General features: G+C 66.2%; 23 protein-coding genes and 3 tRNA genes. 11 read left to right on the top strand and 15 right to left on the bottom strand.

Annotation, left to right across the window (positions count from 1 at the left end; translation table 11 throughout):
- The first annotated feature begins 75 nt into the window (after nt 1-75).
- Nucleotides 76-1,362: a sensor histidine kinase gene (locus tag EAO79_RS03835; protein ID WP_124767845.1), complete on the top strand. Its 1,287-nt coding sequence runs from the start codon at nt 76-78 to the stop codon at nt 1,360-1,362.
- Nucleotides 1,343-1,999, top strand: coding sequence for a response regulator transcription factor (locus EAO79_RS03830; RefSeq protein WP_124767844.1), 657 nt, complete (start codon nt 1,343-1,345; stop codon nt 1,997-1,999). Before EAO79_RS03835 ends, EAO79_RS03830 begins: the two co-directional genes overlap by 20 nt.
- Nucleotides 2,000-2,432: 433 nt before the next feature.
- Here EAO79_RS03830 and EAO79_RS03825 read toward each other — a convergent pair.
- Nucleotides 2,433-2,519, bottom strand: a tRNA-Leu gene (locus tag EAO79_RS03825).
- Between the two features lie 238 nt (nt 2,520-2,757).
- Between EAO79_RS03825 and EAO79_RS03820 the strand changes: the two genes are divergently transcribed.
- From EAO79_RS03820 to pknB, 7 genes are all read left to right on the top strand, one after another.
- A complete protein-coding gene (locus tag EAO79_RS03820) occupies nt 2,758-3,504 on the top strand; it encodes a DUF3662 and FHA domain-containing protein (RefSeq protein WP_124767843.1) in 747 nt (248 codons plus the stop codon).
- Nucleotides 3,501-4,037 (top strand): FHA domain-containing protein, encoded by a 537-nt coding sequence (locus EAO79_RS03815; RefSeq protein ID WP_079706131.1) that lies wholly within the window; start codon nt 3,501-3,503, stop codon nt 4,035-4,037. The genes EAO79_RS03820 and EAO79_RS03815 overlap by 4 nt, the downstream gene beginning before the upstream one ends.
- A 4-nt stretch (nt 4,038-4,041) precedes the next feature.
- Entirely contained in the window at nt 4,042-5,286 is a 1,245-nt protein-coding gene (locus tag EAO79_RS03810) for a Stp1/IreP family PP2C-type Ser/Thr phosphatase (RefSeq protein WP_079704334.1), read from the top strand.
- On the top strand, nt 5,276-6,673 hold the full coding sequence (locus EAO79_RS03805) for an FtsW/RodA/SpoVE family cell cycle protein (protein WP_079704333.1): 1,398 nt from the start codon (nt 5,276-5,278) through the stop codon (nt 6,671-6,673). The genes EAO79_RS03810 and EAO79_RS03805 overlap by 11 nt, the downstream gene beginning before the upstream one ends.
- Nucleotides 6,670-8,145: a penicillin-binding protein 2 gene (locus tag EAO79_RS03800; protein ID WP_124767842.1), complete on the top strand. Its 1,476-nt coding sequence runs from the start codon at nt 6,670-6,672 to the stop codon at nt 8,143-8,145. The genes EAO79_RS03805 and EAO79_RS03800 overlap by 4 nt, the downstream gene beginning before the upstream one ends.
- The gene (locus tag EAO79_RS03795) at nt 8,142-9,893 is read left to right on the top strand and encodes a protein kinase (RefSeq protein WP_124767841.1); all 1,752 of its coding nucleotides are present in this window, start codon (nt 8,142-8,144) and stop codon (nt 9,891-9,893) included. The genes EAO79_RS03800 and EAO79_RS03795 overlap by 4 nt, the downstream gene beginning before the upstream one ends.
- Before the next feature lie 100 nt (nt 9,894-9,993).
- Nucleotides 9,994-11,685 (top strand): Stk1 family PASTA domain-containing Ser/Thr kinase, encoded by a 1,692-nt coding sequence (gene pknB / locus EAO79_RS03790; RefSeq protein WP_079704330.1) that lies wholly within the window; start codon nt 9,994-9,996, stop codon nt 11,683-11,685.
- A 94-nt stretch (nt 11,686-11,779) separates the two neighbouring features.
- Here pknB and EAO79_RS03785 read toward each other — a convergent pair whose 3' ends face one another.
- From EAO79_RS03785 to EAO79_RS03780, 3 genes are read right to left on the bottom strand one after another with little or no spacing between them, the layout of a single operon-like run.
- A complete protein-coding gene (locus EAO79_RS03785) occupies nt 11,780-12,415 on the bottom strand; it encodes an aminodeoxychorismate/anthranilate synthase component II (protein WP_124767840.1) in 636 nt (211 codons plus the stop codon).
- Nucleotides 12,412-12,573 (bottom strand): hypothetical protein, encoded by a 162-nt coding sequence (locus EAO79_RS19010; protein ID WP_164486886.1) that lies wholly within the window; start codon nt 12,571-12,573, stop codon nt 12,412-12,414. The genes EAO79_RS03785 and EAO79_RS19010 overlap by 4 nt, the downstream gene beginning before the upstream one ends.
- A 2-nt stretch (nt 12,574-12,575) precedes the next feature.
- Entirely contained in the window at nt 12,576-13,382 is an 807-nt protein-coding gene (locus EAO79_RS03780) for a class E sortase (protein WP_139382341.1), read from the bottom strand.
- A gap of 78 nt (nt 13,383-13,460) precedes the next feature.
- Between EAO79_RS03780 and EAO79_RS03775 the strand changes: the two genes are divergently transcribed.
- Complete coding sequence (locus EAO79_RS03775; protein ID WP_064294026.1) at nt 13,461-13,706, top strand: cell division protein CrgA; 246 nt, start codon at nt 13,461-13,463, stop codon at nt 13,704-13,706.
- Between the two features lie 416 nt (nt 13,707-14,122).
- On the opposite strand, the gene EAO79_RS03770 is transcribed toward EAO79_RS03775, so the two are convergent.
- Complete coding sequence (locus EAO79_RS03770; RefSeq protein ID WP_241160976.1) at nt 14,123-14,815, bottom strand: rhomboid family intramembrane serine protease; 693 nt, start codon at nt 14,813-14,815, stop codon at nt 14,123-14,125.
- A gap of 165 nt (nt 14,816-14,980) precedes the next feature.
- Nucleotides 14,981-15,538: a peptidylprolyl isomerase gene (locus EAO79_RS03765; RefSeq protein WP_064294028.1), complete on the bottom strand. Its 558-nt coding sequence runs from the start codon at nt 15,536-15,538 to the stop codon at nt 14,981-14,983.
- A 104-nt stretch (nt 15,539-15,642) separates the two neighbouring features.
- On the opposite strand from EAO79_RS03765, the gene EAO79_RS03760 reads away from it, so the two are divergent.
- Nucleotides 15,643-16,167 (top strand): DNA helicase, encoded by a 525-nt coding sequence (locus tag EAO79_RS03760; protein ID WP_124767838.1) that lies wholly within the window; start codon nt 15,643-15,645, stop codon nt 16,165-16,167.
- 70 nt (nt 16,168-16,237) lie between these two features.
- Here the strand turns inward: EAO79_RS03760 and EAO79_RS03755 are convergent, their stop codons facing one another.
- From EAO79_RS03755 to gnd, 9 genes are all read right to left on the bottom strand, one after another.
- On the bottom strand, nt 16,238-16,660 hold the full coding sequence (locus tag EAO79_RS03755; RefSeq protein ID WP_079704326.1) for an NUDIX hydrolase: 423 nt from the start codon (nt 16,658-16,660) through the stop codon (nt 16,238-16,240).
- A gap of 74 nt (nt 16,661-16,734) precedes the next feature.
- A tRNA-Ala gene (locus EAO79_RS03750) sits at nt 16,735-16,807 on the bottom strand.
- A 55-nt stretch (nt 16,808-16,862) separates the two neighbouring features.
- A tRNA-Ile gene (locus tag EAO79_RS03745) sits at nt 16,863-16,936 on the bottom strand.
- An 87-nt stretch (nt 16,937-17,023) separates the two neighbouring features.
- Nucleotides 17,024-17,431: a DUF3566 domain-containing protein gene (locus tag EAO79_RS03740; protein WP_056010202.1), complete on the bottom strand. Its 408-nt coding sequence runs from the start codon at nt 17,429-17,431 to the stop codon at nt 17,024-17,026.
- Nucleotides 17,421-20,045: a DNA gyrase subunit A gene (gene gyrA / locus EAO79_RS03735; RefSeq protein WP_124767837.1), complete on the bottom strand. Its 2,625-nt coding sequence runs from the start codon at nt 20,043-20,045 to the stop codon at nt 17,421-17,423. Before gyrA ends, EAO79_RS03740 begins: the two co-directional genes overlap by 11 nt.
- 107 nt (nt 20,046-20,152) lie before the next feature.
- Nucleotides 20,153-22,162 (bottom strand): DNA topoisomerase (ATP-hydrolyzing) subunit B, encoded by a 2,010-nt coding sequence (gyrB, locus tag EAO79_RS03730; protein WP_124767836.1) that lies wholly within the window; start codon nt 22,160-22,162, stop codon nt 20,153-20,155.
- A gap of 123 nt (nt 22,163-22,285) precedes the next feature.
- On the bottom strand, nt 22,286-22,810 hold the full coding sequence (locus EAO79_RS03725; RefSeq protein ID WP_079704322.1) for a DUF721 domain-containing protein: 525 nt from the start codon (nt 22,808-22,810) through the stop codon (nt 22,286-22,288).
- Nucleotides 22,803-24,032 (bottom strand): DNA replication/repair protein RecF, encoded by a 1,230-nt coding sequence (gene recF / locus EAO79_RS03720; protein WP_124767835.1) that lies wholly within the window; start codon nt 24,030-24,032, stop codon nt 22,803-22,805. The genes EAO79_RS03725 and recF overlap by 8 nt, the downstream gene beginning before the upstream one ends.
- A 160-nt stretch (nt 24,033-24,192) precedes the next feature.
- Nucleotides 24,193-25,083 (bottom strand): phosphogluconate dehydrogenase (NAD(+)-dependent, decarboxylating), encoded by an 891-nt coding sequence (gene gnd / locus EAO79_RS03715; protein ID WP_064294036.1) that lies wholly within the window; start codon nt 25,081-25,083, stop codon nt 24,193-24,195.
- Between the last annotated feature and the right edge of the window lie 7 nt (nt 25,084-25,090).

Below are 25,090 nucleotides of genomic sequence, written 5' to 3'. Positions count from 1 at the left end.
TCTTCGAGGTAGGGCTGGCTATACCTTTCGGTGCCGCTGGCGATGCCCGGCGTGGGGGATCCCTAGGCTGGACCCATGACGACGGCGAGTCACGTGTGGAAGGCGATGAGGTTGCCCCCGTGGCGCTTCGTTCTCAGCCGCTGGCCGTGGCGGGCACTCATCTACCTGATGCTGAGTGTGCTCGTTGGAGCAGCTCTCGTCCCGCTTGTGATCTTCACATTCCTACTGTTGCCGTTCTGGGGTCTCGTCCTCGGATCCATGGAGCGCCGACGCACACGCCTTCTCGGGTTCCCCGTGCAGATGAGCGACCACGCCACGGTCGATGCCAGCGAGCGTCACCACTGGATCAACATCCGCCTCACAGAACGTGCGACGTGGCGCGAGGCACTGGCGCTCATCTGGGACCTTGTCTGCGCTCTCCTCGCACTCATCGTGCTGTTTTTCGAGACCATCACACTTCTGGCGCTCGGCATGGTCGCTGCCGCCGGTATCACCGGACCCACACCGACCCAGTTCTTCGGAGACGCCGAAGGGGTCATGACCCCCACAAACTGGTGGCCAGTCGCGCTCATCACCCTCGTCGTGCTGATCCTGTTCGGCTACATCAACGCGTGTCTCGCAACTGGTCAAGCATGTGTGTTGCGACTCCTGTGCGGGCCGAAAGCACGCGGCGTCGACGCGAACATCCAGCGTCTCATCAACTCGCGCCGTGCTCTCGCCGAGTCGTCAGACGCGGAGCGCCGTCGCATCGAACGGGACCTGCACGACGGCGTACAGCAAGAACTCATCGCACTCGGCGCACGACTGGGAATGATCGGCCTCGAAGTGGACGAGCTCGCCGCGAGAGGCACTGACACCACTCAGCTATTGCGAGCGGTCGACGAAGCCCAGGTTCAGGCGGAGCATGCGATGACGACCCTCCGTGACACGGTCCGCGGGATCCACCCTTCAGTACTCACCGATTACGGACTCCGCGCGGCCCTCGAGGAGCTCGCTGAGCGCAGCGACATTCGAGTGACCGTCGAAGGGAACCCCAGAGTTCACCTCCCCGCCGCACACGAGACCACCGTCTACTATCTGGTCGCAGAGGCCCTCACGAACATCGCCAAGCACGCATCCGCCTCCTCCGCCGTGGTCGCCACCGGCACCGATGGCAAGACGTTCATCGTCACCGTGACCGACAACGGAACAGGCGGTGCCGACAAACGGAACGGAACCGGACTACGAGGACTCACCGAACGTGCAGAGGCTCTCAACGGTCATCTGAAAGTCACAAGCCCCGCCGGCGGACCCACCGTCCTGCGAATGGACCTCCCCCTACCCGAAGAAGGGAACGCCTTGCATGCGAATACTGATCGCTGAGGACTCAGCGCTACTGCGTGAAGCACTCATCGCTCTGCTCGAGCGGCTGGGCCACACGGTGGTGGGCGCCGCCGAGACGGCACCCCAGCTGGAGGAAGCGTACGCGCGACTGGACAGTGCTCCCGACATCATCATCACCGACGTCCGCATGCCACCCGGGAACAAGGACGACGGCCTGCGGGCCGCCCTTCGCATCCGGGAGCAGCACCCGCACCAGCCGATCCTCGTCCTTTCGCAGTACCTCGCGGACATGAACGCCCGCCGTCTCCTCACACTGCCCGAAGGGGCCGTCGGGTATCTGCTCAAGGACCGCATCAACCGGGTGCGTGACTTCGCCGGCGCACTGCAGAACATCGCCAGCGGGGGGACGACTATCGACCCTCATGTGGTCCAGCACCTCCTCAGCAGCGCACACCCCGGCCCGTTGGATACGCTCACGCCACGGGAGACCGAAGTCCTCATTCTCATGGCGGACGGCCAATCAAACGCCGCCATCGCCGAGAAGCTCGTGCTCAGCGACCCCGCGGTCGGCAAGCACGTCGGACGCATCTTCCAGAAGCTCGGCCTGAGCCCCGTAGATGAGAACCGGCGTGTGAAAGCAGTGCTCACGTACCTGCAAGCATCACGTACCCCCTGATCTCCCCGACAGCGCCGCAGAAAGAGGCGCGATGTTCCTGGAAAGACTCACGCCGTCATCTTCAGCGATACTCGTGGGGAACCGCTGAGTGGAAGAAGGCCTACGGTCAGCGCAACCAGGTCGAGTCTGTGAACAAGGGCATCAAGCACAGGAAGAAGTTCTCCGCCACGAACCTGGCTAATGTTCGGCCGGCAACAGTCGGCGCGCTCGCACCTCCCGCGTAGTCCGAACGACTCGCTTGAAATCGAAAAGCAAGACCGAACAGCCCCTCAAGAGGCTATTCGTCGTGGACACAGAACGCGGCGAGCGCGGATCCGCGCTCACGAACCACGCTGAGGCCCGAAAATGAAGCGGCGGTTGCCTCGATTTTCACCGAGGCAACCGCCGAACTCGCATTTCATGAACTGATTCGCGTTTCTACGTGAACCCGCCCTGGTGCGCGAGGCGGGACTTGAACCCGCACGCCCTTTCGAGCACTGGCACCTGAAGCCAGCGCGTCTGCCAATTCCGCCACTCGCGCGAGACACCAGACGTCACCGCTCTCGCGGCAACTTATCGAGGATAGCACGCGGAACCCGCGCGGTAGAACACCGGAGATCCGCGCCAAGGCAGGAGGAAACGGGTCGGACGGCCATGCGCCGATGCTGATCTCCTGCTGCCGAGCGGGTGAACACCTGGCGTCGGCGCCCGCGTCGATTGGCCTCGTGTGCAGGCAAACCGTCTAACATTGCCTGGACACCGACACGAATCGAGAGACCGTGGGCATTCTGGACAACTTCGAGAAGGGACTCGAGCGCGCCGTCAACGGCGCCTTCGCGAAGACCTTCAAGTCCGGACTCCAGCCGGTCGAGATCACGAGCGCGCTCCGACGCGAGCTCGATACCAAGGCCGCCGTCGTCTCCCGCGACCGCATCCTCGTGCCGAACAAGTTCACCGTCCGCATGTCGCCCACCGACTTCGAGCGCATGGACGCCATCGGCCCCTCCCTCATCGACGAGCTCGGTTCGCTCGTCCAGAAGCACGCCAAGAGCCAGGGGTACTCCTTTCCGGGTGCCGTGACCATCAAGCTCTCCGGCGACCGCTCCCTCCCCGACGGCCTCGTGCAGATCGACAGCGTCAACCTCAAGGGCTCCGTCACCTGGGCACCCGTGCTCGATATCGGCGGTAAGCGCTACCCGATCACGCAGGCCCGCACGGTCATCGGCCGCGGTACCGAGGCTGACATCACGATCCCCGACACCGGCACCTCACGGAAGCACGTCGAGATCCTCTGGGACGGCAACGCCGGTCAGGCGCGCGACCTCGGCTCGACGAACGGCTCGAAGCTCAACGGCCAGTCCTTCCGCCAGGCGGCCCTCTCCCCCGACTCCGTCATCGAGATCGGCCGCACCAGGATCGTGTTCCGGGTGGTCGCCAAGGCCGGCGGATCCGATCGCCAGATGAGCGATGCGACCCGACGTCACGATGTGTCGTCTTTCGGCGACTCGTGGGGGGACGGCGCGTGAGCGAACTGACCCTGCTGGTCCTCCGCATCGGCTTCCTGCTCCTGCTCTGGACGTTCGTCTTCGGCATCGTCTACGCCCTCCGCACCGACCTCTTCGGACCACGTGTCCGGAAGCCGCAGCAGCAGTCGTCGAACGGAGCCCCGGCCACACCGCCGCAGCCGATGCGCGCCGCGACCGCCCCGGCCCCCAGTCGGCCCGCCACCGGCGGATCGAGCGGCACCCCTCCGCGCGCCACGGTCGACAACACCTCGCGCCTCGTCATCGTGTCCGGGCCCAAGCAGGGCACCGAGCTCCCCCTCGGCCGCGAGCCGATCACCATCGGCCGCTCAGCGGACTCCGGCCTCATCATCCGCGACGACTACACGTCCACGCATCACGCGCGCCTCATGCTCTGGAACGACGAGTGGATGGTCCAGGACCTCGACTCCACCAACGGCACCTTCCTCGCCGGCAAGCGCGTGAGCGTCCCGACGCAGATCCCACTCGACACCCCCGTCAAGGTCGGCCAGACCAGTTTCGAGTTGCGGCGGTAACCCGGTGACGACCAGCGGCGCCGGCGCAGCGCTCTCCCACGTGGGTAAAGTGCGCTCAAACAACCAGGATTCCGGCTACTCCGGGCACCACCTGTTCGTCGTCGCCGACGGCATGGGCGGCCACGCCGGCGGTGACGTCGCCTCGGCGATGGCACTCAACCGCATCATCGAAGCCGACGAACCGTACCCGTCCTCCGAAGCCGCTGAGGCGACGCTCCAGTCGGCGATCCTCGCGGCGAACTCCATCCTGGGCGACACGGTCTCGAAGCACCGCGAGCTGACCGGCATGGGCACCACGGTCTCCGCGCTCGCGGTCATCGGCAACGAGGTCGCCATCGCCCACATCGGCGACTCCCGGATCTACCTCTTCCGTGAGGGCGAGCTCAGCCAGATCACGGTCGACCACACGTTCGTCCAGCGTCTCGTGGACTCCGGCCGGATCACGGCGGAGGAGGCGATGGTCCATCCCCGCCGATCCGTGCTGATGCGCGTCCTCGGCGACGTCGACGCCTCCCCCGAGATCGACACGATGACGCTCGGAACGCAGCCGGGTGACCGCTGGATCCTCTGCTCGGACGGTCTCTCGGGCGTGGTCGACGAGACGCACATCACGGCGACCCTCACCGAGAAGCTGTCGGCGCAGCGCACTGCCGAGAAGCTCGTCCGGCAGAGCCTGGACCGCGGTGCACCGGACAACGTCACCGTCGTGGTCGTCGACATCGTCGACGAGCCGGTGAGTGACGGCGAGCCCGTCGTCGTCGGTTCGGCCTCGAAGCCCGTGGCCTTCGCACTCACCCCGTCGGTGAAGAAGCCCTCACTCATCCCCAACAGCTGGCTGCACCCCGGTCGGGTCACCTCGCTCGGCAACTCCCACTTCGAGCCCGCCTCCGAGGACTACCTCGACGAGCTCATCGAAGAGGACGAGCGTCGCGCGAGACGTCGGCGCATCACCTGGCTCGTCGGTCTCATCGTGGTCATCGTCGCGATCGTCGGTGGTGTCGTGCTCGGGTACGCGTGGACCCAGACCCGGTACTTCGTCGGCGGCGACGACGACACGGTGGTCATCTACCAGGGCATCCAGCAGGACGTCGGCCCCATCAAACTCTCGAACGTCAAGGAGGACACCGGCATCCCGCTCGGCTCGCTCTCCGACTTCGACCGCCAGGCCGTCGACCAGACCATCAGCGCGTCCTCGTTCACCGAGGCCCTCGACATCGTGAAGCGACTGCGGGTGACCGATGACCAGTGACGTCGCAGCCCCCATCCAAGCCGACACCGGCGTCATCAAGACGATGCGCCGGCTCCGGCTGCCGAAGAAGCTCCGCAACCTCGAGCTCGCGCTCCTCATCTTCGCGTTCGCCATCAACGCGGTCGCGGTCATGCTCGTGCAGCTCGGGGCCCTCGGACACCTCGACTTCGCCCTGATCACCTTCGGCTCGGGCCTGTCACTGCTGGTCCTCGCCTTCCACATCGTGCTGCGCTACACCGCGGCGGAGGCCGACCCCTTCCTGCTGCCGATCGCCACCGTGCTCGGCGGCGTCGGGATCGCCGAGATCTACCGGATCGACATCGCGCTCGGCGACTCCGGTTGGGCGAGCGCCGCGGTCCGACAGATGGTGTGGAGTGCGATCGCGATCGCCGGCGCCATCGCCGTGGTGCTGATCATCCGCAACCACCGCGTCCTCTTCAAGTACACCTACATCGCCGGCCTCTTCGCCTTCGTCCTCCTCCTGCTGCCCCTGCTGCCGGGCATCGGTCGCGAGGTCAACGGCGCCCGCGTCTGGATCGGCATCGGCGACGCGGTCACCTTCCAGCCCGGCGAGATCGCGAAGATCGCTCTGGCGGTCTTCTTCGCCGGTTATCTCGTGCGAACGCGCGACAGCCTCTCGATGGTCGGCAAGAAGTTCCTCGGGATCCAGTTCCCCCGTCTGCGCGACCTCGGCCCGATCCTCGTGGTCTGGGCGATGGCGATGGGCGTGATCGTCTTCCAGCGCGACCTCGGAACCGGTCTGCTCTACTTCGGCATGTTCCTCGTCATGCTGTACGTCGCGACGAGCCGCGCCAGCTGGATCATCATCGGCCTGACGATGTTCTTCGCCGGTGCGTTCATCGCCGGCCAGACCCTCTCCTACGTCGCCGGCCGTTTCCACAACTGGTGGGACGCCTTCAACCCGGAGGTCTTCGACCGCGACGGCGGCAGCTACCAGCTCGTGCAGGGCATCTTCGGCCTCGCCCACGGCGGACTGCTCGGCACCGGGCTCGGCCAGGGCATGCCCGAGATCACGCCCGTCCCGCAGAGCGACTACATCATCGCCAGCCTCGGTGAAGAGCTCGGCCTCGCCGGTCTCTTCGCGATCTTCGCGCTCTACCTGCTGCTCGTCTCGCGGGGCTTCCGAGTCGGCTACGCCGGCACCGACGACTTCGGCAAGCTCCTCTCGATCGGCCTGGCGTTCACCGTCGCGCTGCAGGTCTTCGTCGTCGTCGGCGGCGTGACCCGCATCATCCCGCTCACTGGGCTCACCACACCCTTCCTGGCGGCCGGCGGGTCGTCGCTCGTCGCGAACTGGATCATCATCGCCGTCCTGCTCCGCATCTCCGACACGGTCCGAACCCAACCCAAGGCGGTGGTCTCATGAATCGCGAACTCAAGCGGGTGAGCATCGTCGTCCTGGCGATGTTCCTGGCGCTCTTCGGGTCGACCACCATCATCCAGATGTTCCAGGCCGACACCCTCAACGCCGACGGTCGCAACACACGGACGCTCTACGACAGCTACCGGACGGAGCGAGGTCCCATCCTGCTCACGGACGGGACCGCCATCGCCTCGTCCGTCGCCAGTGACGACGAATACAAGTACCAGCGCGTCTACGCGAACGGCCCGTTGTACGCGCCCGTCACCGGCTACTTCTCGCCCACCCAGGGCTCGTCCGGTCTCGAACTCGCGACGAACGAGTACCTGAGCGGTACGTCGAACTCCCAGTTCCTCGACTCCATCAACCGGCTCATCTCCGGCCAGGCTCCGAAGGGTGCGGCGGTCGAGGTCAGCCTGGACCCCGTCGTGCAGCAGGCCGCCTTCGACGCACTCGGCGACCAGGAGGGCGCGATCGTCGCCATCGAGCCGAAGACGGGCAAGATCCTCGCCTCGGTGTCGAGCCCAGGCTACGACCCGAACGTCCTGGCCAGCCACGACAACGCGGCCGTGCTCGACGCCTACCGGACCCTCGACGACGACGACCGCCAGCCGCTCCTCAACAAGGGTGTCGACGGCGACCTCGATCCGCCCGGCTCCACGTTCAAGCTCGTCACCGCGGCCGCCGCGTTCGCGTCGGGCGACTACACGCCGGAGTCGGAGTTCCCGAACCCGTCCACATACACGCTCCCCGGGACGAGCACCGTCATCCGCAACTCCGAGGGCGGAAGCTGCGGCGGAGGCGCGACGGTGTCCATCGCGACAGCCGTCGAGCTCAGCTGCAACATCCCGCTCGCGGAACTCGGTGTCGAACTCGGCTACGAGAAGATCCGCGACATGGCGCAGAGCTTCGGCTTCAACATGGACGTCAACATCACCGGAACGGGACTCAACCCCATGCCGATGCAGCCGAGCACCTTCCCGAACGCGCTGAGCGACGACCAGACCGCCATGGCTGCCTTCGGGCAGTACACCGTGCGGGCCTCGGCACTCCAGATGGCCATGGTCTCGGCCGGCATCGCGAACGGTGGCATCGTCTGCAACCCGCAGCTGGTGAACCGCGTCGTGAACCCCGATCTGAGTGTCCTCAAGGAGTTCGAACCGGCGCAGCTGTCGCAGCCGATCTCGAGTTCGGTGGCCAAGGAGATCACGGACATCATGGTCCAGGGCGTCCAGAGCGGTGCTGCGACTAATGCAAGAATAGATGGGGTCGATGTGGCTGGAAAGACAGGCACGGCACAGAACGGATCCGACGATCCGTACACGCTGTGGTTCACCGGTTTCGCACCCGCGGACGACCCGAAGGTCGCCGTGGCGGTCGTTGTTGAAGATGGCGGTGGACTCGGACAGGACGGTTACGGCAACCTCGTGGCCGCGCCGATCGCGAAGAAAGTACTAGAGGCGGTGCTGAACAAATGAGACCGACAGCCGGGCTGACCTTCGGAGGTCGCTACGAACTGCAATCTCGCATTGCGATCGGTGGCATGGGCGAGGTGTGGCAGGCCACTGACCTGGTCATCGGCCGGACCATCGCCATCAAGATCCTCAAGGACGAGTACATGGGGGACCCCGGGTTCCTCGAGCGCTTCCGTGCCGAGGCACGGCACGCCGCACTCGTGAACCACGAGGGCATCGCCAACGTCTTCGACTACGGCGAGGAGGACGGCAGCGCGTTCCTCGTCATGGAACTCGTGCCCGGTGAGGCCTTGTCCACCGTGCTCGAGCGCGAACGTGTCCTGCCCACCGACAAGGTGCTGGACATCGTCGCGCAGACCTCGTCTGCGCTCCAGGCCGCGCACGCCGCAGGCCTCGTCCACCGCGACATCAAGCCGGGCAACCTGCTCATCACGCCGGACGGTCGCGTCAAGATCACCGACTTCGGCATCGCCCGGATCGCCGACCAGGTGCCGCTCACGGCCACCGGTCAGGTCATGGGCACCGTGCAGTACCTCTCGCCCGAGCAGGCGAGCGGACACCCCGCCTCGCCGTCGACGGACATCTATTCGCTCGGCATCGTCGCGTACGAGTGCCTCGCCGGACGCCGCCCGTTCACGGGCGAGTCGCAGGTCGCCATCGCCATGGCGCAGATCAACGAGCAGCCACCGGAGCTCCCCGTCACGATCGCCGAGCCGGTCCGCCGGTTCGTCATGTCGATGATCGCGAAGAACCCGGTCGACCGTCCGGCATCGTCCGCCCACGTCGCGCGCGCCGCTCAGGCGCTCCGTCGGGGCGACCTCAACGCCGCCGCCGCAGCCGTGCCGATGATCCTCGGTGGAGCCGGCGACGACGCGACCACCGTGATGGACCAGACCCGCCGGATGCCCGCAGCCGACGACGCGACCACGCAGTTGCTGTCCGCCGCCGAGGCGGACCAGCTCGAGGACGACGTCGAGGGCGAGGGCGAGAAGAAGAAGCGCAGCAAGTGGACCTGGCCGCTCATCGGTCTCGTCGCCCTGCTCGTCATCGTGCTGGTCGGCTCGTTGATCGCGGTCTTCGCCAACCAGGGCAACGATGCCGGGGGTGGTACGCCGTCCGAGACCACCACTTCAGCCACTCCGAAGCCGACGAAGTCCCCGACGCCGACGCCCACGCCCACGCCCACGGTGTTCCCGATCAACCTGAGCGACCTCCAGGGCCGGTCCTTCGACGAGCTCAACACGATCTTCAGCGCTGCACCGTACAACTTCAGCGTCTCCAAGAACGTCGGCAACCCCGCCACGACACCGGAGCAGGTCGACACGGTGTACGACGTCAACCCGACGGGCAACGTCAAGACCGGTTCGGCCATCACGCTGACCGTCTACGACGAGGTGCCGGTCATCAACGCCCCGACGGAAGCTCCGAAGATCGACGGAGATTACAACGACGCGAACCAGATCGAACTGCCGAAGGGCGGCGGAACGGTCGACTTGACCGTGAACTGGCTGGCGGCGAGTTGCCCCTCGGGCACCACGGTGACGGGATACCAGCTGTCTGCTTCAGGGGCGGGCGTCACATTCCCGAACGCGCCCGAGAAAAACGTCTTCCCAGCGAGCGCGACATCGGCATCGATTCGTGTCTCGTCGCCAGGCCAGCTGAGCATCTCATACGCTGTCGTCTGCTCAAGCGGCACGTCGGCTTCTTCTCCTGCAGGGACCGCGGACATCGTCGAGTCGACGAAGCCGTAGTCCGTGTCACGAGTGCTCTCAGGGTCATCCCTGAGAGCACTCGAAGGGTGCCCGAGTAAGCTGTTAGTGTTTGTCCTCCAAGCGAATTCAGGGGTGGTACGTGGCTGACGATCAACGCCTGCTCGCAGGCCGATACGTCGTCGGCGACCTCATCGGTCGCGGGGGCATGTCCAACGTCTTCCGCGGCGTTGACACCAAGCTCGGTCGTACCGTCGCCATCAAGGTCCTGAAGTCGACGCTCGCCACCGACCCCGCGTTCCGCTCCCGCTTCCGTCAGGAGGCCCAGGCCGCGTCACGGATGGCCCACCCCACGATCGTCCGTGTCTACGACGCCGGCGAGGAGCGGGTCAAGGACGGCTCGGGGCACGACCTCATCGAGCCGTTCATCGTCATGGAGTACGTCGAAGGGCGCATGCTCAAGGACCTCATCGCCGAGGGCCCTGTCGATTCCGAGGAGGCGGTGCGCATCGCGCACAGCATCCTCACCGCGCTGGAGTACTCCCACCGCGCCGGCGTCGTGCATCGCGACATCAAGCCGGGCAACGTCATGATCACCACGGCCGGCGACGTCAAGGTGACCGACTTCGGCATCGCGCGCGCCGTCTCCGATTCGTCCACGACGGTCGCCCAGACGACAGCCATCCTCGGTACGGCCGCGTACTTCTCGCCCGAGCAGGCCAAGGGCGAGACGGTCGACGCGCGGACCGACCTCTACTCCACCGGCGTCGTCCTCTTCGAGATGCTGACGGGTAAAGCGCCCTTCCGCGGCGACACCGCCGTCGCCGTCGCGTACCAGCACGTGAGCGAGCGCCCGGTGAAGCCGAGCTCGATCAACCCGAAGGTGTCGCCGGCGCTCGACCAGGTCGTCCTCCGCGCCCTCGCGAAGGATCGCTTCGAGCGCTATCAGAGCGCCGTCGAGTTCCGTGAGGATCTCGACGAAGCCGGGGCCGGCCATGTGCCGGTCCGACGCGACGACCACGACTCACTGTTCGGCCCATCACCGACGGCTGCGTCCAGCACCGAGCAGGCGATCCGTCAGCTCACCTCGGACGACACCGTGACGCGTACCCAGCGCCGCCCGCCGGTCGTGTGGATCTGGGCTGCTATCGCCGGTATCGCCGTCATCCTCTTCTCCCTCGTGTTCTGGGTGGTGCAGCTGCCGCCCGCGACGAGCATCTCCACGGACTCCCGAGAGGTGCCGGATCTCGTCGACGCCACGTGGGAGAGTGCGAACAGCACGATCGAGCAGCTCGAACTGGTCCCCACCAAGTTCGATGAAGCGAGCAGCGACTACGACGCCGGGCACGTGATCCGTACGGACCCACCAGGCGGCACCACCGTCACCAAGAACACGCAGATCAAGGTCTACGTGTCGACCGGCCGTGCGCAGGTCCAGGTCCCCGACGTCGTCAACCAATCCTCCGAGGCCGCGTGGGCTGCGGTCGCCGCCGCCGGCCTCACGCAAGGCTCCGTGACCCGGGAGAACTCGCCGACCGTGCCGGCGGGTGTCGTGCTGCGAATGGATCCCGGAGCGGGTACCTCCGTCGACCAGGGGTCCACGGTGAACCTCGTCGTCTCCAGCGGAAACGTGACGCTGACGGACGTCGTCGGGCAGCCGCTTCTCGACGCGACGAACTACCTGCAGGACGCGACGAGGCAGTTCACCGTTCAGCCGCAGGCCGACGCGACGTGTAAGGCGGTCGCCGGCGACCCGGTCACGGCCATGTCTCCCGCACCAGGCGACATCCCCCAGAAGTCCGTCATCACGCTCACCTACTGCACCGGTCCGTAGGCTGCGCTGGTTCCTGGGCCTGTCGAAGGACGGTTCCTGAACAAGCTCACCGGTCCCTGCGCAATCTCTCCGGTCCCTGAGCCTGTCGAAGGGCCTACCGGGTCATGAGTGGGCTGAGGCCTCGTGCCCGCTGATGCGCTCCGGTGAGCCCGGTCGTCTCGAGCCAGTTCGCCAGGAGCTGGTAGCCGCCCTCGGAGAGCACGGACTCCGGATGGAACTGCACCCCATGGACCGGGGCGTCGCGGTGGCGGAGCCCCATGATCACGCCGCCGGTCGTGCGGCTCGTCACGACGAGCTCCTCGGGCACGGTGCCGTCGACGACCGCGAGCGAGTGATACCGGGTGGCGTTGAACTGCTGCGGGATTCCGCGGTAGAGGGCACTGCCGTCGTGTTCCACGAGCGAACTCTGTCCGTGCATCAGTTCGTCGGCGGTGTGCACGGTCGCTCCGAACGCCTCGGCGATCGCCTGGTGGCCGAGGCACACTCCGAGGAGTGGCGTCCCGGTTCGGTACGCCGCGCGCACGGAGGCCAGCGAGATCCCGGCGTCAGCGGGCCGACCGGGTCCGGGTGAGACGAGTACGCCGTCGAACCCGAGGATCCGCTGCTCGAGGTCGTCGAGCGCGATGCCGTCGTTCTGCACGACGACGGTCTCTGCACCCAGTTGTTCGACGTACCCGTTCAGCGTGTAGACGAAGCTGTCGTAGTTGTCGATGACCAGGACGCGGGTCATTCGTTTCCGACGGTCACATTCTGATCGACGATGAACGAGTCCACGTAGGGGAACACCCAGGTGAAGAGTGCGGCAACGACCGCGACGAACAGGACGACGAGGATGATGATCCTCAGCCACACGGGTCCGGGCAGGACCCTCCAGAGTGCGCCGTACATCGTCAGCCTCCAGCGGCCGCGACGGACGCGGCGATCTCGGCGGGCGGCCCGGCGGACAGCGGCTGCCAGGACTCGTACACCGCGTAAGCGATACTGCGTTCCGCCGTCGAATAGAGCGGGTTGCAGGTGGTCAGGGTGAGGATGCGCTGCGTCGGTGCGACACCGTCGACCTGGGGGACGGGGTTGAGGACGTCCACCTGGGTGGGCAACACGTAGGTGATGTTCCGGAACACGTAGGTGTAGTAGCCGTCGGCCGTCTGGACGTAGACCTTGTCGCCGATCTGCAGGTCGCTGATCAGGGTCATCGCACCGCCGTAGGCCTTGCGGTGACCGGCGACGACGAAGTTGCCGACCTCTCCGGGCATCTGGGTGCTCGGGTAATGACCGACCCCGAGGTCGAAGCTGTTGAGGACGGTCGCGGTGTCGACACCCTCGGCGACGACGCGGCGGTAGTCGGCGCCGTACCGCGGAACGTAGAGCACCGCGAACGGGTCGCCCGGCGCGGGACGGGCGGTGACGGGCGGCTCACCGTAGTTCGGCGCGCCGGTCGCATCCACCGTCGGTTCGGGTGCGGGAGCGGTCTCGGCGTTCTTGATCCACTCCTGCGACTGGCTCGACGCGGCGTTCGCCTGGCTGCCGGCCATGATCATGTCGTTCCACCAGAGCTGCCAGGCGAGGAACAGCAGGACCACCATGCCTGCGGTGATGAGCAGCTCGCCGGCCACCCCGAAGACGCTGATGCGGTGCTTCGACGGCGCTCTGCGCTCAGCGGCGCGTGCGCTCGCTCGCGAAGGTAGGTCGTCGGTCACGCATGGATTCTACCGAGAAGAACTCGGGATCGGCTGATCCCCAAGGCACCGATTGGGGTGAACAGGTAGAATGTCGGCATGGCACGCACGAAGTCACGAAGCAAACCGTCCCGCGAACCCGAGCAGACGAGCGGCGAACCCGCACCGAACGCGGTCTGGTTCAAGCCGGTCATGTTCGGCTTCATGCTCCTCGGCCTCGCCTGGATCGTCGTCTACTACCTGAGCGGCACGCTGCTCCCGATCCAGTCACTCGGGCCGTGGAACATCCTCGTCGGCTTCGGCATCGCCTTCATCGGGTTCCTCATGACCACCAGATGGCGCTAGCCTCACTCACTTCACGTCGTGCACAGCGGGTCGTCCTCTCGGACGGCCCGCTGTTTCGTGTATGGGGCATCCGTTGTAGCGAGTTCTCCACAGGAATGTGGAGAACTTCCGAGTTATCCACATGCCGGTGTGGAGAACCGCCGGGAGTCCCGGAAACACGGGGAACCACACTGGTGTAATTATCCCCAGTGTTCATAACTCTGTGGATAACTCGGTCAACCTTCAACGTCTGCTGCATGGTTGCGGCGCACGACCGACCGCACCAGTGATCGACGCGGGTCACCGGGCGGTACCCGGTCACGGATCCGAGCCCGGTCACCGAGCCGAACTCGGTCACCGAGCCACACCCGGTCACCGAGCCACACCCGGTCACCGAGCCACACCCGGTCACTGAGCCTGTCGAAGTGCGGTCCCGCTCAGAGCAGGGCGGGCAGGAGGCTGGCGCCCACGAGGACGACGCTCAAGGCGCCGATCAGGACTGCCTGGAGCGGCTGCTGGGTGCGCTTGCGGGTGTTGACGAGGATGAGGCCGATGAGGGCGCCGACGACGAGCCCGCCCAGGTGGGCCTGCCAGGCGATGTTCACGCCGGGGATGAAGCCGATGACGAGGTTGATGCCCAGGAGCACCAGCAGCCCGCGGGTGTCGGCACCCATGCGTCGCTGGATGACGAGGAACGCCCCGAGGAGACCGAAGATCGCGCCCGAGGCGCCGACGACGGCCGTCCTCGGGTCGGCGAGGAACAGGACACCGACTGAACCGGCGAACCCGGCGATCAGGTAGAGCACGAGGAACCGCCAGTGCCCGAGCATGGTCTCGAGGATCCGGCCGAAGATCCAGAGCGTGTACATGTTCAGCAGGATGTGGAAGATGAACCCCTGCGAGTGCACGAACACGGCGGTCAGCATCCGCCAGGGCTGGAGGGCGCCGTACGACGGATCGGAGTACACGCCGGCGTAGAGGAGCGCGTTCGTGACGCCGAGCCCGGGGATCCACTGCAGCAGGAACACGAACGCCGTCACGGCGATGATCGCGTACGTGACGATGGGGGAGGAGTTGCTGATCCTCGCGCCGAGACGGTTGCGAGGGGCGCTCTGTCGTTGCGCCTTCATGTCCTCCGGACAGATGAAACCGACTGCCCCGGGCGTCTGGCACTCTCCACAGATCGTCCGACCGCAACGCTGGCAGAGTACGAAGCTCTGTCGGTCGGGGTGGCGATAGCAGAAGTTGGCCGACGGATCCCGGGGCAGGGTCACGGTCTGTCCTCCGAGCGGTGTCTAGGCCTCGGAGATGGTGACGCTCTCGAGGACGACGGGCTCGATCGGCTTGTCGCCGGCACCGGTCGGGACGGCCTGGATGGCGTCGACGACCGCGCGGGACTCGGCGTCGGCGACCTCACCGAAGATGGTGTGCTTGCCCTGGAGCCACTGCGTGGGAACGGTCGTGATGAAGAACTGCGAACCGTTCGTGCCCTCGACGGCGCCCGTGATGGCGTTGCGGCGCTTGCCGGCGTTCGCCATGGCGAGGATGTAGGGCTCGTCGAAGTTGAGCTCCGGGTGGATCTCGTCGTCGAAGTTGTAGCCCGGGCCACCGGTGCCGGTTCCGAGCGGGTCGCCGCCCTGGATCATGAACGCGGGGATGATGCGGTGGAAGATGAGGTCGCTGTACAGCGCGTCGTTCCGGGTCTGGCCCGTCTTCGAATCCGTCCACTCGCGCCCACCGGTCGCCAGGTCGGTGAAGTTCTTGACCGTCTTGGGAGCGTGGTCCCCGAAGAGGTTGACCTTGATCTCACCGTGGTTGGTGTGCAACGTGGCGACTGCGGTGTGCTTTGACATACTCCCAATTCTTGCACAAGGGTTCGGGACTCTCGGATGGTATCCAGGGGTCTAAGTGGCAAGATGGAGGTTACGTTGTTGCCGCGATCATTGGAGATGACCACATGAGCCTGTCACGCAAGCGCCGGAAAGAGCTCAAGAAGCTCAAGGGTTCCGCTGCCGACCTCTGGGACTCCCAGCAGGATGTCCTGAACCACGCCAACGAAGTCGCTCGTGAGGTGAGCCGTCAGCTCGGGAACTTCTCGAAGGAGCAGGTGGTCCCCGTCGTGCGCGACACCTACGAGCACCGCGTCGTCCCGACGGTCGACCGGGGGATCAAGGTCTCCCGCAACGCCGTCGACGGCGTGCGCAAGGGCTTCTCGGACGGCGTCGTCCCCGCTGTCGGTGGCGTCGTCGGTACGGTGCTGAGCATCGGCGACATCGCCAAGGACACCCGCGTGCAGGCGGCTCTCCGTCGCCTCCACGTGCCCGAGCAAGTGCTGCCCGCCAAGAAGGGCGCGAGCGCCGGTACCGTCATCGCGATCGGCCTCGGCGTCCTCGCCGCTGCCGGTGTCGCCTACGCCGTCTGGCAGACGTTCCGCGCAGACGACGAGCTGTGGGTCTCCGACGAGGAGCCTGCCGCTTCCTGATCACGCTTCGCACGACGCAGCCCCTCGCCGGTTCCGACCGGGGAGGGGCTTCGTGTTGTGACGGCTGTGCTCAGATGAGGCCGGCGAAGCGTCGTCCGACGTCGACGAGGCTGACGCGGTCGAGTGAGCCGACCTCCTCGAGCGGGTACCACGCGGCGTAGTCGGTGCTGCCGTCGGCCTCGTAGGTCAGCGTGCCACCGGTGAGGTGCGCCCGGTAGACGATGCGCAACGTGTGGAGCGGCCCGGTGGCCGTGGTGCTGAGGCGACGCTCCGCCGGAACGACCTGCGAGTCGACGCCGATCAAGTCGTCGAGCTCGGCGTGGTAGCCGGTCTCCTCGAACACCTCGCGGACGGCCGCGTCGGCCGGGTCCTCACCGGGGTCGATCCCGCCGCCGGGGAGCGTCCATCCGCTGTGTCCGCTCTCGTTCCAGTGGGAGAGGAGCATGCCCCGTTCGTCGACGATGACGGCATATGCAGCGACGCGGATATCCATGCCGTCAGCCTAACCGCCGGGCCCCGTGACAACGGAGAACGCCCCCGGCGTCTGCCGAGGGCGTTTCTGGACTGTGGAGCCTGGGAGAATCGAACTCCCGACATCCTGCTTGCAAAGCAGGCGCTCTACCAACTGAGCTAAGGCCCCGGATGGAACAGATCCGGAGATCCGATCCAATCGGTGTGTTGCTGGTCGTGCAGGGTGGGGCTACCAGGACTTGAACCTGGGACCTCTTCGTTATCAGCGAAGCGCTCTAACCGCCTGAGCTATAGCCCCGTTTTGAACCTTGTTGAGACTACCCGATTCCCGCCGCAACTCATAATCGAGCGGCGCCGCACGGGGCGGCGCCGACCCGACGGAGCGTCAGTTGTTGGTGAACCCGACGAGGAGGCCACCCGTGATCTTCACGCTGAGGTTGTAGAGCCCCGCGAGGAGCGCTCCCATCAGCGTGATGACGATGAGGTTGAGCAGCGCCACGATGCCGGCGAAGGCCATGACCTGCGGCAGGTTGACGTACTGCAGGATGTTGTTCCCCGGTCCGGCGATGTCGGTGAACAGGCCACCGACCTTCGTGAAGACACCGGTGGTGTTGAGCACCGTGTAGACGAGGAAGAAGAACACCACGATGACCACGGCGACCGCGATCGCCGCCAGGAACGACAGCTTCACCGCCGACCAGAAGTCGATGTACACCAGCTTCAGGCGCACCTGCTTGGTGCTGGTGCGTTTGGTCGACTTCTTGGCCAACTTCTCTGCGACGCTACTGCTCATCTACTTCTTCCTTCATCGCCGGAGTCTCGTCCGGCACGGATGCCTCGGGTTCTGCACCCTCCGGGGCGGCTGCGTCTGCAACCGTCTCCGGAACATCCTGGGTCTCAAGGTTTCGGTCACTGTTCTTGGCCAGCGCGATGATTCGGTCGCTCTCCGCGAAACGTGCGAAGACGACGCCCATCGTGTCGCGCCCCTTCGCTGGAACTTCGGCCACGGCAGACCTTACCACCTTGCCACTGGCAAGAACCACAAGGACCTCGTCGCTCTCGTCGACGATCAGGGCGCCCGCGAGGGTGCCTCGATCGTCGTTCAGCTTGGCCACCTTGATGCCCAGACCACCGCGGTTCTGGCCGCGGTACTGGTCGATGTTGGTGCGCTTCGCGTAGCCGCCCTCCGTCACGACGAAGACGAACGCCTCGCGTTCCTCACCCTCGACGGACGGCAGCACCGACGCCGAGAGCAGCTTGTCGTCGTCGCGGAAATGCATGCCGATGACGCCGCTCGTCGCGCGTCCCATCGGCCGCAGGGTCTCGTCGCTGGCCGTGAAGCGGATCGACATGCCCTTACGGGACACCAGCAGGACGTCGCTGTCGTTCTCCACGAGCAGCGCGGAGGTGAGCTCGTCGCCCTCGCGCAGGTTGATCGCGATGATGCCGCCCGAGCGGTTCGTGTCGTACTCCGAGAGCGCCGTCTTCTTGACGAGGCCGTCGTGCGTCGCGAGGACCAGGTACGTCGCGGCCTCGTAGTCGCGGATGTCGAGGATCTCGGCGATCTCCTCGTCGGGCTGCATGGCGAGCAGGTTGGCCACGTGCTGGCCCTTGGCGTCGCGGCCGGCCTCCTGCAGCTCGTAGGCCTTCGCGCGGTACACGCGACCCTTCGTCGTGAAGAAGAGGAGCCAGTGGTGCGTCGTCGTCACGAAGAAGTGGTCGACCACGTCGTCCGCGCGCAGCTGGGCGCCCTTGACACCCTTGCCACCGCGGTGCTGCTGACGGTAGTTGTCGCTGCGCGTGCGCTTGATGTACCCGCCGCGGGTGACGGTGATGACCATCTCCTCTTCGGGGATCAGGTCTTCCATGTTCATGTCGCCGTCGAAACCGAACATGATCTCGGTGCGGCGGTCGTCGCCGTACTTGTCGACGATCGCGGTCAGTTCCTCGCTGACGATCTCGCGCTGGCGGACCGGCTTCGCGAGGATGTCCTTGAGGTCGGCGATCTGCGCTTCGATCTCGGCTGCCTCGTCGATGATCTTCTGACGCTCGAGGGCGGCCAGACGACGCAGCTGCATGTCGAGGATCGCGCTGGCCTGGAGCTCGTCGATCTCGAGGAGGTCCATGAGACCCGTGCGCGCCTCGTCGGCGGACGGCGAGCGACGGATGAGCGCGATGACCTCGTCCAGTGCGTCGAGCGCCTTCAGGTAGCCGCGGAGGATGTGTGCGCGCTCCTCCTTCTTGCGGAGTCGGAACACGGTGCGGCGGACGATGACCTCGACCTGGTGCGTCACCCAGTTGGTGATGAACCCGTCGAGCGGCAACGTCCGCGGGATGCCGTCGACGATCGCGAGCATGTTCGCGCCGAAGTTGTCCTGCAGCTGCGTGTGCTTGTAGAGGTTGTTGAGGACGACCTTCGCGACCGCATCGCGTTTCAGCACGATGACGAGCCGCTGGCCGGTGCGACCGGAGGTCTCGTCGCGGATGTCGGCGACGCCGCCGAGACGACCCTCCTTGACGAGGTCGGCGATCTTCAGCGCGAGGTTGTCGGGGTTCACCTGGTACGGGAGCTCGGTGACGACGAGGCAGGTCCGGCCCTGGATCTCCTCGACGTTCACGACGGCCCGCATCGTGATGGACCCGCGACCCGTGCGGTAGGCGTCCTGGATGCCCTTGATACCGAGGATCTGCGCGCCGGTCGGGAAGTCCGGCCCCTTGATGCGCTGCATGAGTGCCTCGAGGAGCTCGTCCCGGCTGGCCTCGGGGTTCGCCAGGTGCCAGAGGGCACCGTCGGCGACCTCGCGGAGGTTGTGTGGCGGGATGTTCGTGGCCATGCCGACCGCGATGCCGACGGACCCGTTGACGAGCAGGTTCGGGAAGCGCGCCGGCAGGACGACCGGCTCCTGGGACTCGCCGTCGTAGTTGGGCTGGAAGTCGACGGTCTCCTCGTCGATGTCGCGCACCATCTCCATGGCGAGCGGGGCCATCTTCGTCTCGGTGTACCGAGGGGCGGCCGCGCCGTCGTTGCCCGGTGAGCCGAAGTTGCCCTGGCCGAGCGCCAACGGGTACCGCAGGCTCCACGGCTGCACGAGGCGGACGAGCGCGTCGTAGATGGCCGTGTCGCCGTGGGGGTGGAACTGACCCATGACGTCGCCGACGACGCGCGCGCACTTGGAGAACGAGCGGTCGGGGCGGTAGCCGCCGTCGTACATCGCGTAGATCACGCGGCGGTGGACGGGCTTCAGGCCGTCGCGGACGTCGGGCAGGGCACGACCGACGATGACGCTCATCGCGTAGTCGAGGTAGCTGCGCTGCATCTCGAGTTGCAGGTCGACCTGGTCGATCCGTCCGTGCACGCCGTGGTCCTCGTCCGGGACCGTGATCTCGTCGTTGGTTTCGTCTGCCATGTTCTCTTACTTCTCCTGGTCCCTGAGCTTGTCGAAGGGCCTGTTTGATGCGAGGTGGATCACTTCGACAAGCTCAGTGACCGATGGATGAGGGTGGTTCGTGCCACTCAGATGTCGAGGAAGCGGACGTCTTTCGCGTTCTTCTGGATGAAGGTCCGACGGGACTCCACGTCCTCGCCCATGAGCGTGGAGAAGATCTCATCGGCAGCCGCGGCGTCGTCGAGGGTGACCTGGAGGAGCGTCCGCGTCTGCGGGTCCATCGTGGTCTCCCACAGCTCCTTGTAGTTCATCTCGCCGAGACCCTTGTAGCGCTGGATCCCGTTCTCCTTCGGGATGCGCTTGCCCGAGGCGACACCGTCGGTGACGAGGGCGTCGCGTTCGCGGTCGCTGTACACGTACTGGTGGTCGGCGTTCGACCACTTCAGGCGGTAGAGCGGCGGCTGCGCGAGGTACACGTATCCGAGGTCGACGAGCGGGCGCATGTAGCGGAACAGGAGCGTCAGCAGCAGCGTCGTGATGTGCTGGCCGTCGACGTCGGCATCGGCCATGAGCACGATCTTGTGGTACCGCACCTTGTCGGGGTTGAAGTCCTCACCGATGCCGGCACCGAAGGCCGTGATCATGGCCTGGACCTCGTTGTTCGCGAGCGCGCGGTCGAGGCGTGCCTTCTCGACGTTGAGGATCTTGCCGCGGAGCGGGAGGATCGCCTGGGTCTCCGGGTTGCGACCCTGCACGGCGGAGCCGCCTGCGGAGTCACCCTCGACGATGAAGATCTCGGACAGCGACGGGTCCTTCGACTGGCAGTCCTTGAGCTTGCCGGGCATGCCGCCACCCTCGAGGAGACCCTTGCGACGGGCCGTCTCACGGGCCTTGCGGGCGGCGAGACGAGCGGTCGCGGCCTGCAGCGCCTTCCGGATGATCTCCTTGGCCTGGTTGGGGTTGCGGTCGAACCAGTCGTTGAGCTGCTCGCTGACGACCTTCTGCACGAACGCCTTCGCCTCGGTGTTGCCGAGCTTGGTCTTCGTCTGGCCCTCGAACTGCGGCTCGGAGAGCTTGACGGAGATGACGGCAGTGAGGCCCTCGCGGACGTCGTCGCCCGAGAGGTTGTCGTCCTTCTCCTTGAGGATGCCCTTCTCACGTGCGTACCGGTTCACGAGCGTGGTGAGCGCCGCACGGAACCCTTCCTCGTGGGTGCCGCCCTCGTGCGTGTTGATCGTGTTCGCGTAGGTGTGGACGCTCTCGTTGTACGCCGTCGTCCACTGCATCGCGACCTCGAGCGCGATCTTGCGCTCGGTGTTCTCCGACTCGAAAGAGATGATCTCGTCGTGCACGAGCTCGGCACGCTTGGCCTTGTTCAGGTACTCGACGTAGTCCTCGAGACCGCGCTCGTAGAAGAAGACGTCCTTGCGCTGCGAGTGAGCCGCCGAGTTGTCGTCGACGTCCTCGGCCTCGATGGCGTCGCGCAACGGCCGCTCGTCGGCGAGCTCGATGCGGAGGCCCTTGTTGAGGAACGCCATCTGCTGGAAGCGGGTCCGGAGCGTCTCGTAGTCGAACTCCGTCGTCTCGAACGTCTCGGCGCTCGGCCAGAAGGTGATCGTGGTGCCCGTCTCGGACGACGGCTCGTCCTCGTGGAGCGGGGCGTCGGGGACACCGTGCTGGAAGCTCTGGCGCCAGACCGAACCCTGACGACGGACCTCGACCGAGAGGCGCGTGGACAGTGCGTTGACGACGGACGAACCGACGCCGTGGAGACCACCGGAGACCGCGTACCCGCCGCCACCGAACTTGCCGCCGGCGTGCAGGATGGTCAGGACGACCTCGACGGTCGACTTCTTCTCGACCGGGTGGATGTCGACCGGGATGCCTCGACCGTTGTCGATGACGCGGACGCCGCCGTCCTCCAGGATGGTCACGAGGATCGTGTCGCAGTAGCCGGCGAGGGCCTCGTCCACGGAGTTGTCGACGATCTCGTAGACCAGGTGGTGCAGACCACGTGGACCGGTGGACCCGATGTACATACCGGGCCGCTTCCGGACGGCTTCGAGACCTTCGAGAACCTGGATGGCACTTGCGCCGTAATCAGAGTCTTGGGCGTGCGTGTTGGGTTCTGATGTCATAGGAAAAGAGGGCTCCAAACCGTCGAGATTCGACCGTTCCATCCTACCAAACAGACCCCGTGAAGCCGCGAGAAAACGCCCGTTTGAGGCACTTTTCCATGCCCGGAGGCTGTATTTGCCTCCCTAGCCGTAAGTATCGCGTGGACCACGCCCTGGGATCGACCTGGGGCCTCTTTTCCAGGAGGGTGCTCCGGGGCCCTGGAAACGGATCGTGTCGACACCGGCGTCGGGATAGCGTTCGGCGATGCGGACGAGGATCTCGTGGCGCATGTGTCGCAGCTGTGTCGCCCAGGCCGTCGACTGGCATTGGACGAGCAGGACGCCGTCCGCGATCGACACCGGTTCGGAGTACCTGGCGGTGTCCTCGCCGCACAACTCCGCCCAGTTCCCGAGGACCTCGTGCTGGGCGAGTGGCGAGTTCCACCCGAGTCCGGCGGTCAGCGAATCGATGACCGTCCCGAGGCCCTTGGGGTCGCGACCGACACCGTACGGCACCGAGTCCTGAGGCCCCTCGGCCGAGCGTTCGCGGCGTTTGCGATCACGGGAGATCCGTTCGCCACCGAAGATCTCCTTGAACCGGAGGTACACCGTGGCGGAGAGTTCCCCCGCCGGGTCGGCGTCCCGTCCGAGTCGCCGCGGCTCAGTCATGCGTCGACTCCGTGGGGAACGGCTCGTTCACTGGGCCGGCCGCATCTTCCGGACCGTCGACGATCCGTCCGGCCTCGATGCGCACGACGTGCGCGGTGAACCGTTCGGGGACGTCGTCGAACACGGCCGCGGTGATGATGACCTGGTCGTACTCCGCGACCGCGGCCGCGAGGCGTTCCCGGCGACGCGAATCCAGCTCGGCGAAGACGTCGTCGAGGATGAGCACCGGGTCGCCGAGGGACGAGTCGGCCCGGAGGAGCTCGGCCGAGGCGAGTTTGGCGGCGAGCGCGAACGACCACGATTCACCGTGGCTCGCGTAGCCCTTGACCGGCAGCCCGTTGAGACCGAAGAACACATCGTCGCGGTGTGGTCCGACGAGCGTCAGGCCCCGCTCGAGTTCGGCCGACCGAAGCTGTGCGAGCGCAGCACGGAACCGTTCCGCGATGCGCGCCAGATCGACGGGCGCGCCCGGCTCCACGCCCTCCGTGGGATCGGCGGCTGCCGACTCGTCCTCGGCATCGGTGCCGGCGATACTGAGCACGGGCAGGAGGACCGGTCGGTGATCGTCGCCGGCCACGGCCTCGTACGCGGCACGCAGTGGCCCACCGAGCATGGCCAGGAGCTGCAGACGTTCGGCGATGATCTCCGTGCCGTACTGCACGAGTCGGTCGTCCCAGAGGTCGAGCGTCGCCAGGGGCCCGGACTTCAGCCCACGCGCCCTCGCCGACTTGAGGAGCGAGTTCCGCTGCTTCAGGGAGCGGTCGTAGTCGGCCATCACCCCGGCCAGGCGGGGGATCCGCTGCACGAGGAGCTGGTCGATGAACCGCCGGCGCGCCGACGGGTCGCCTCGGACGATCAAGAGGTCCTCCGGGGCGAACAGCACGGTGGACACGTACCGCGGCAGTTCGCGCGGCTTGATCTGCGACCGGTTCACCTGCGCGCGGTTGGCCGAACCCCGGTTGAGCTGCACCTCGGCGAGCAGCTCACGACCGTCGTGCACGATGCGCGCCCTGATGATCGCCGCGTCGGCACCGTGTCGGATGAGTGCCTGTTCGGAGGAGACCCGATGGGACCCGAGGCTGCTGAGGTATCCGATCGCCTCGACGAGGTTGGTCTTGCCTTGGCCATTGCGACCCACGAACAGATTGGGTCCGGGTTCGAGCGCGACATCGACCACCGCGTAGTTGCGATAGTCGGTGAGATTCAAGTGCCGCACGATCACCACGTCACCCTACCGCCTCGCCCTGACGCCGAACGGGTCGGGGCGCCGTCGGACGTCCGAGCGCGCCAGTCACGACGGCGCAGGGTGAACGAAATCGACCCTCCCGGAGCCTTCCGCTCCGCTGGAGGGTCGATTTCGTTCGTCAGGAGACGTCGTGTCGTCAGTCGTCGGCCTTCTTGACCGCGTGTCCGCCGAACTGGTTGCGGAGTGCGGCGACCGCCTTCATGGCCGGCGAGTCCTCCTGGCGCGACACGAAGCGGGCGAAGATCGATGCCGAGATGGTCGGGACGGGCACCGCGTTCGCGATGGCCTCCTCGATCGTCCAGCGGCCCTCACCCGAGTCCTCGACGTAGCCCTCGATCTGCTCGAAGTCCGGGTCCTCCTCGAGGGCGCGGACGAGGAGCTCCAGCAGCCAGGACCGCACGACGGTGCCGCGCTGCCAGGCCTTGAAGGTGCCGGGCACGTCCTTGATGATGTCCTCGCGCTTGTCGAGGAGCTCGAAGCCCTCGGCGTACGCCTGCATGAGCGCGTACTCGATGCCGTTGTGCACCATCTTCGCGTAGTGGCCGGCGCCGACCTCTCCGACGTGGACGAAGCCCTCATCGCGCGGGCCTTCAGGACGCAGGGCGTCGAAGACGGGCATGACCCGCTCCACCTGCTCCTTGGAACCGCCGACCATGAGGCCGTAGCCGTTGTCGACACCCCAGACACCGCCGGAGACGCCGGCATCGATGTAGTCGATGCCCTTCGCCGACAGCAGTTCAGCGTGCTTGAAGTCGTCCGTGAAGCGGCTGTTGCCGCCGTCGATGATCAGGTCGCCGGCCTCGAGCAGGCCGTTCAGCTCCTCGACGACGGAGTCGGTGATGGCCCCGGCGGGGACCATGACCCAGACCGTGCGAGGTGCCGGGAGCGCAGCGACGAGGTCGCTGATCGTCGCGACGTCGGTGACATCGGGGTTCCGGTCGAAACCGGTGACCTCGATGCCGTTCGCACGCAGACGCGTGCGCATGTTGTTGCCCATCTTGCCGAGACCGACGAGACCGATGTGCATGGTGGAT

Source organism: Plantibacter sp. PA-3-X8 (assembly GCF_003856975.1).
In the GTDB taxonomy this organism is placed as follows: Bacteria; Actinomycetota; Actinomycetes; order Actinomycetales; family Microbacteriaceae; genus Plantibacter; species Plantibacter auratus.
This window is presented reverse-complemented; position numbering and strand designations above follow the sequence as displayed.

Coding starts and splice junctions, on each gene's coding strand:
- EAO79_RS03835 (WP_124767845.1), top strand. CDS start 76: ATGACGACGGCGAGTCACGTGTGGAAGGCGATGAGGTTGCCCCCGTGG.
- EAO79_RS03830 (WP_124767844.1), top strand. CDS start 1,343: ATGCGAATACTGATCGCTGAGGACTCAGCGCTACTGCGTGAAGCACTC.
- EAO79_RS03805 (WP_079704333.1), top strand. CDS start 5,276: ATGACCAGTGACGTCGCAGCCCCCATCCAAGCCGACACCGGCGTCATC.
- EAO79_RS03800 (WP_124767842.1), top strand. CDS start 6,670: ATGAATCGCGAACTCAAGCGGGTGAGCATCGTCGTCCTGGCGATGTTC.
- EAO79_RS03795 (WP_124767841.1), top strand. CDS start 8,142: ATGAGACCGACAGCCGGGCTGACCTTCGGAGGTCGCTACGAACTGCAA.
- EAO79_RS03785 (WP_124767840.1), bottom strand. CDS start 12,415: ATGACCCGCGTCCTGGTCATCGACAACTACGACAGCTTCGTCTACACG.
- EAO79_RS19010 (WP_164486886.1), bottom strand. CDS start 12,573: ATGTACGGCGCACTCTGGAGGGTCCTGCCCGGACCCGTGTGGCTGAGG.
- EAO79_RS03775 (WP_064294026.1), top strand. CDS start 13,461: ATGGCACGCACGAAGTCACGAAGCAAACCGTCCCGCGAACCCGAGCAG.
- EAO79_RS03770 (WP_241160976.1), bottom strand. CDS start 14,815: ATGAAGGCGCAACGACAGAGCGCCCCTCGCAACCGTCTCGGCGCGAGG.
- EAO79_RS03765 (WP_064294028.1), bottom strand. CDS start 15,538: ATGTCAAAGCACACCGCAGTCGCCACGTTGCACACCAACCACGGTGAG.
- EAO79_RS03760 (WP_124767838.1), top strand. CDS start 15,643: ATGAGCCTGTCACGCAAGCGCCGGAAAGAGCTCAAGAAGCTCAAGGGT.
- EAO79_RS03755 (WP_079704326.1), bottom strand. CDS start 16,660: ATGGATATCCGCGTCGCTGCATATGCCGTCATCGTCGACGAACGGGGC.
- EAO79_RS03740 (WP_056010202.1), bottom strand. CDS start 17,431: ATGAGCAGTAGCGTCGCAGAGAAGTTGGCCAAGAAGTCGACCAAACGC.
- gyrA (WP_124767837.1), bottom strand. CDS start 20,045: ATGGCAGACGAAACCAACGACGAGATCACGGTCCCGGACGAGGACCAC.
- gyrB (WP_124767836.1), bottom strand. CDS start 22,162: ATGACATCAGAACCCAACACGCACGCCCAAGACTCTGATTACGGCGCA.
- EAO79_RS03725 (WP_079704322.1), bottom strand. CDS start 22,810: ATGACTGAGCCGCGGCGACTCGGACGGGACGCCGACCCGGCGGGGGAA.
- gnd (WP_064294036.1), bottom strand. CDS start 25,083: ATGCACATCGGTCTCGTCGGTCTCGGCAAGATGGGCAACAACATGCGC.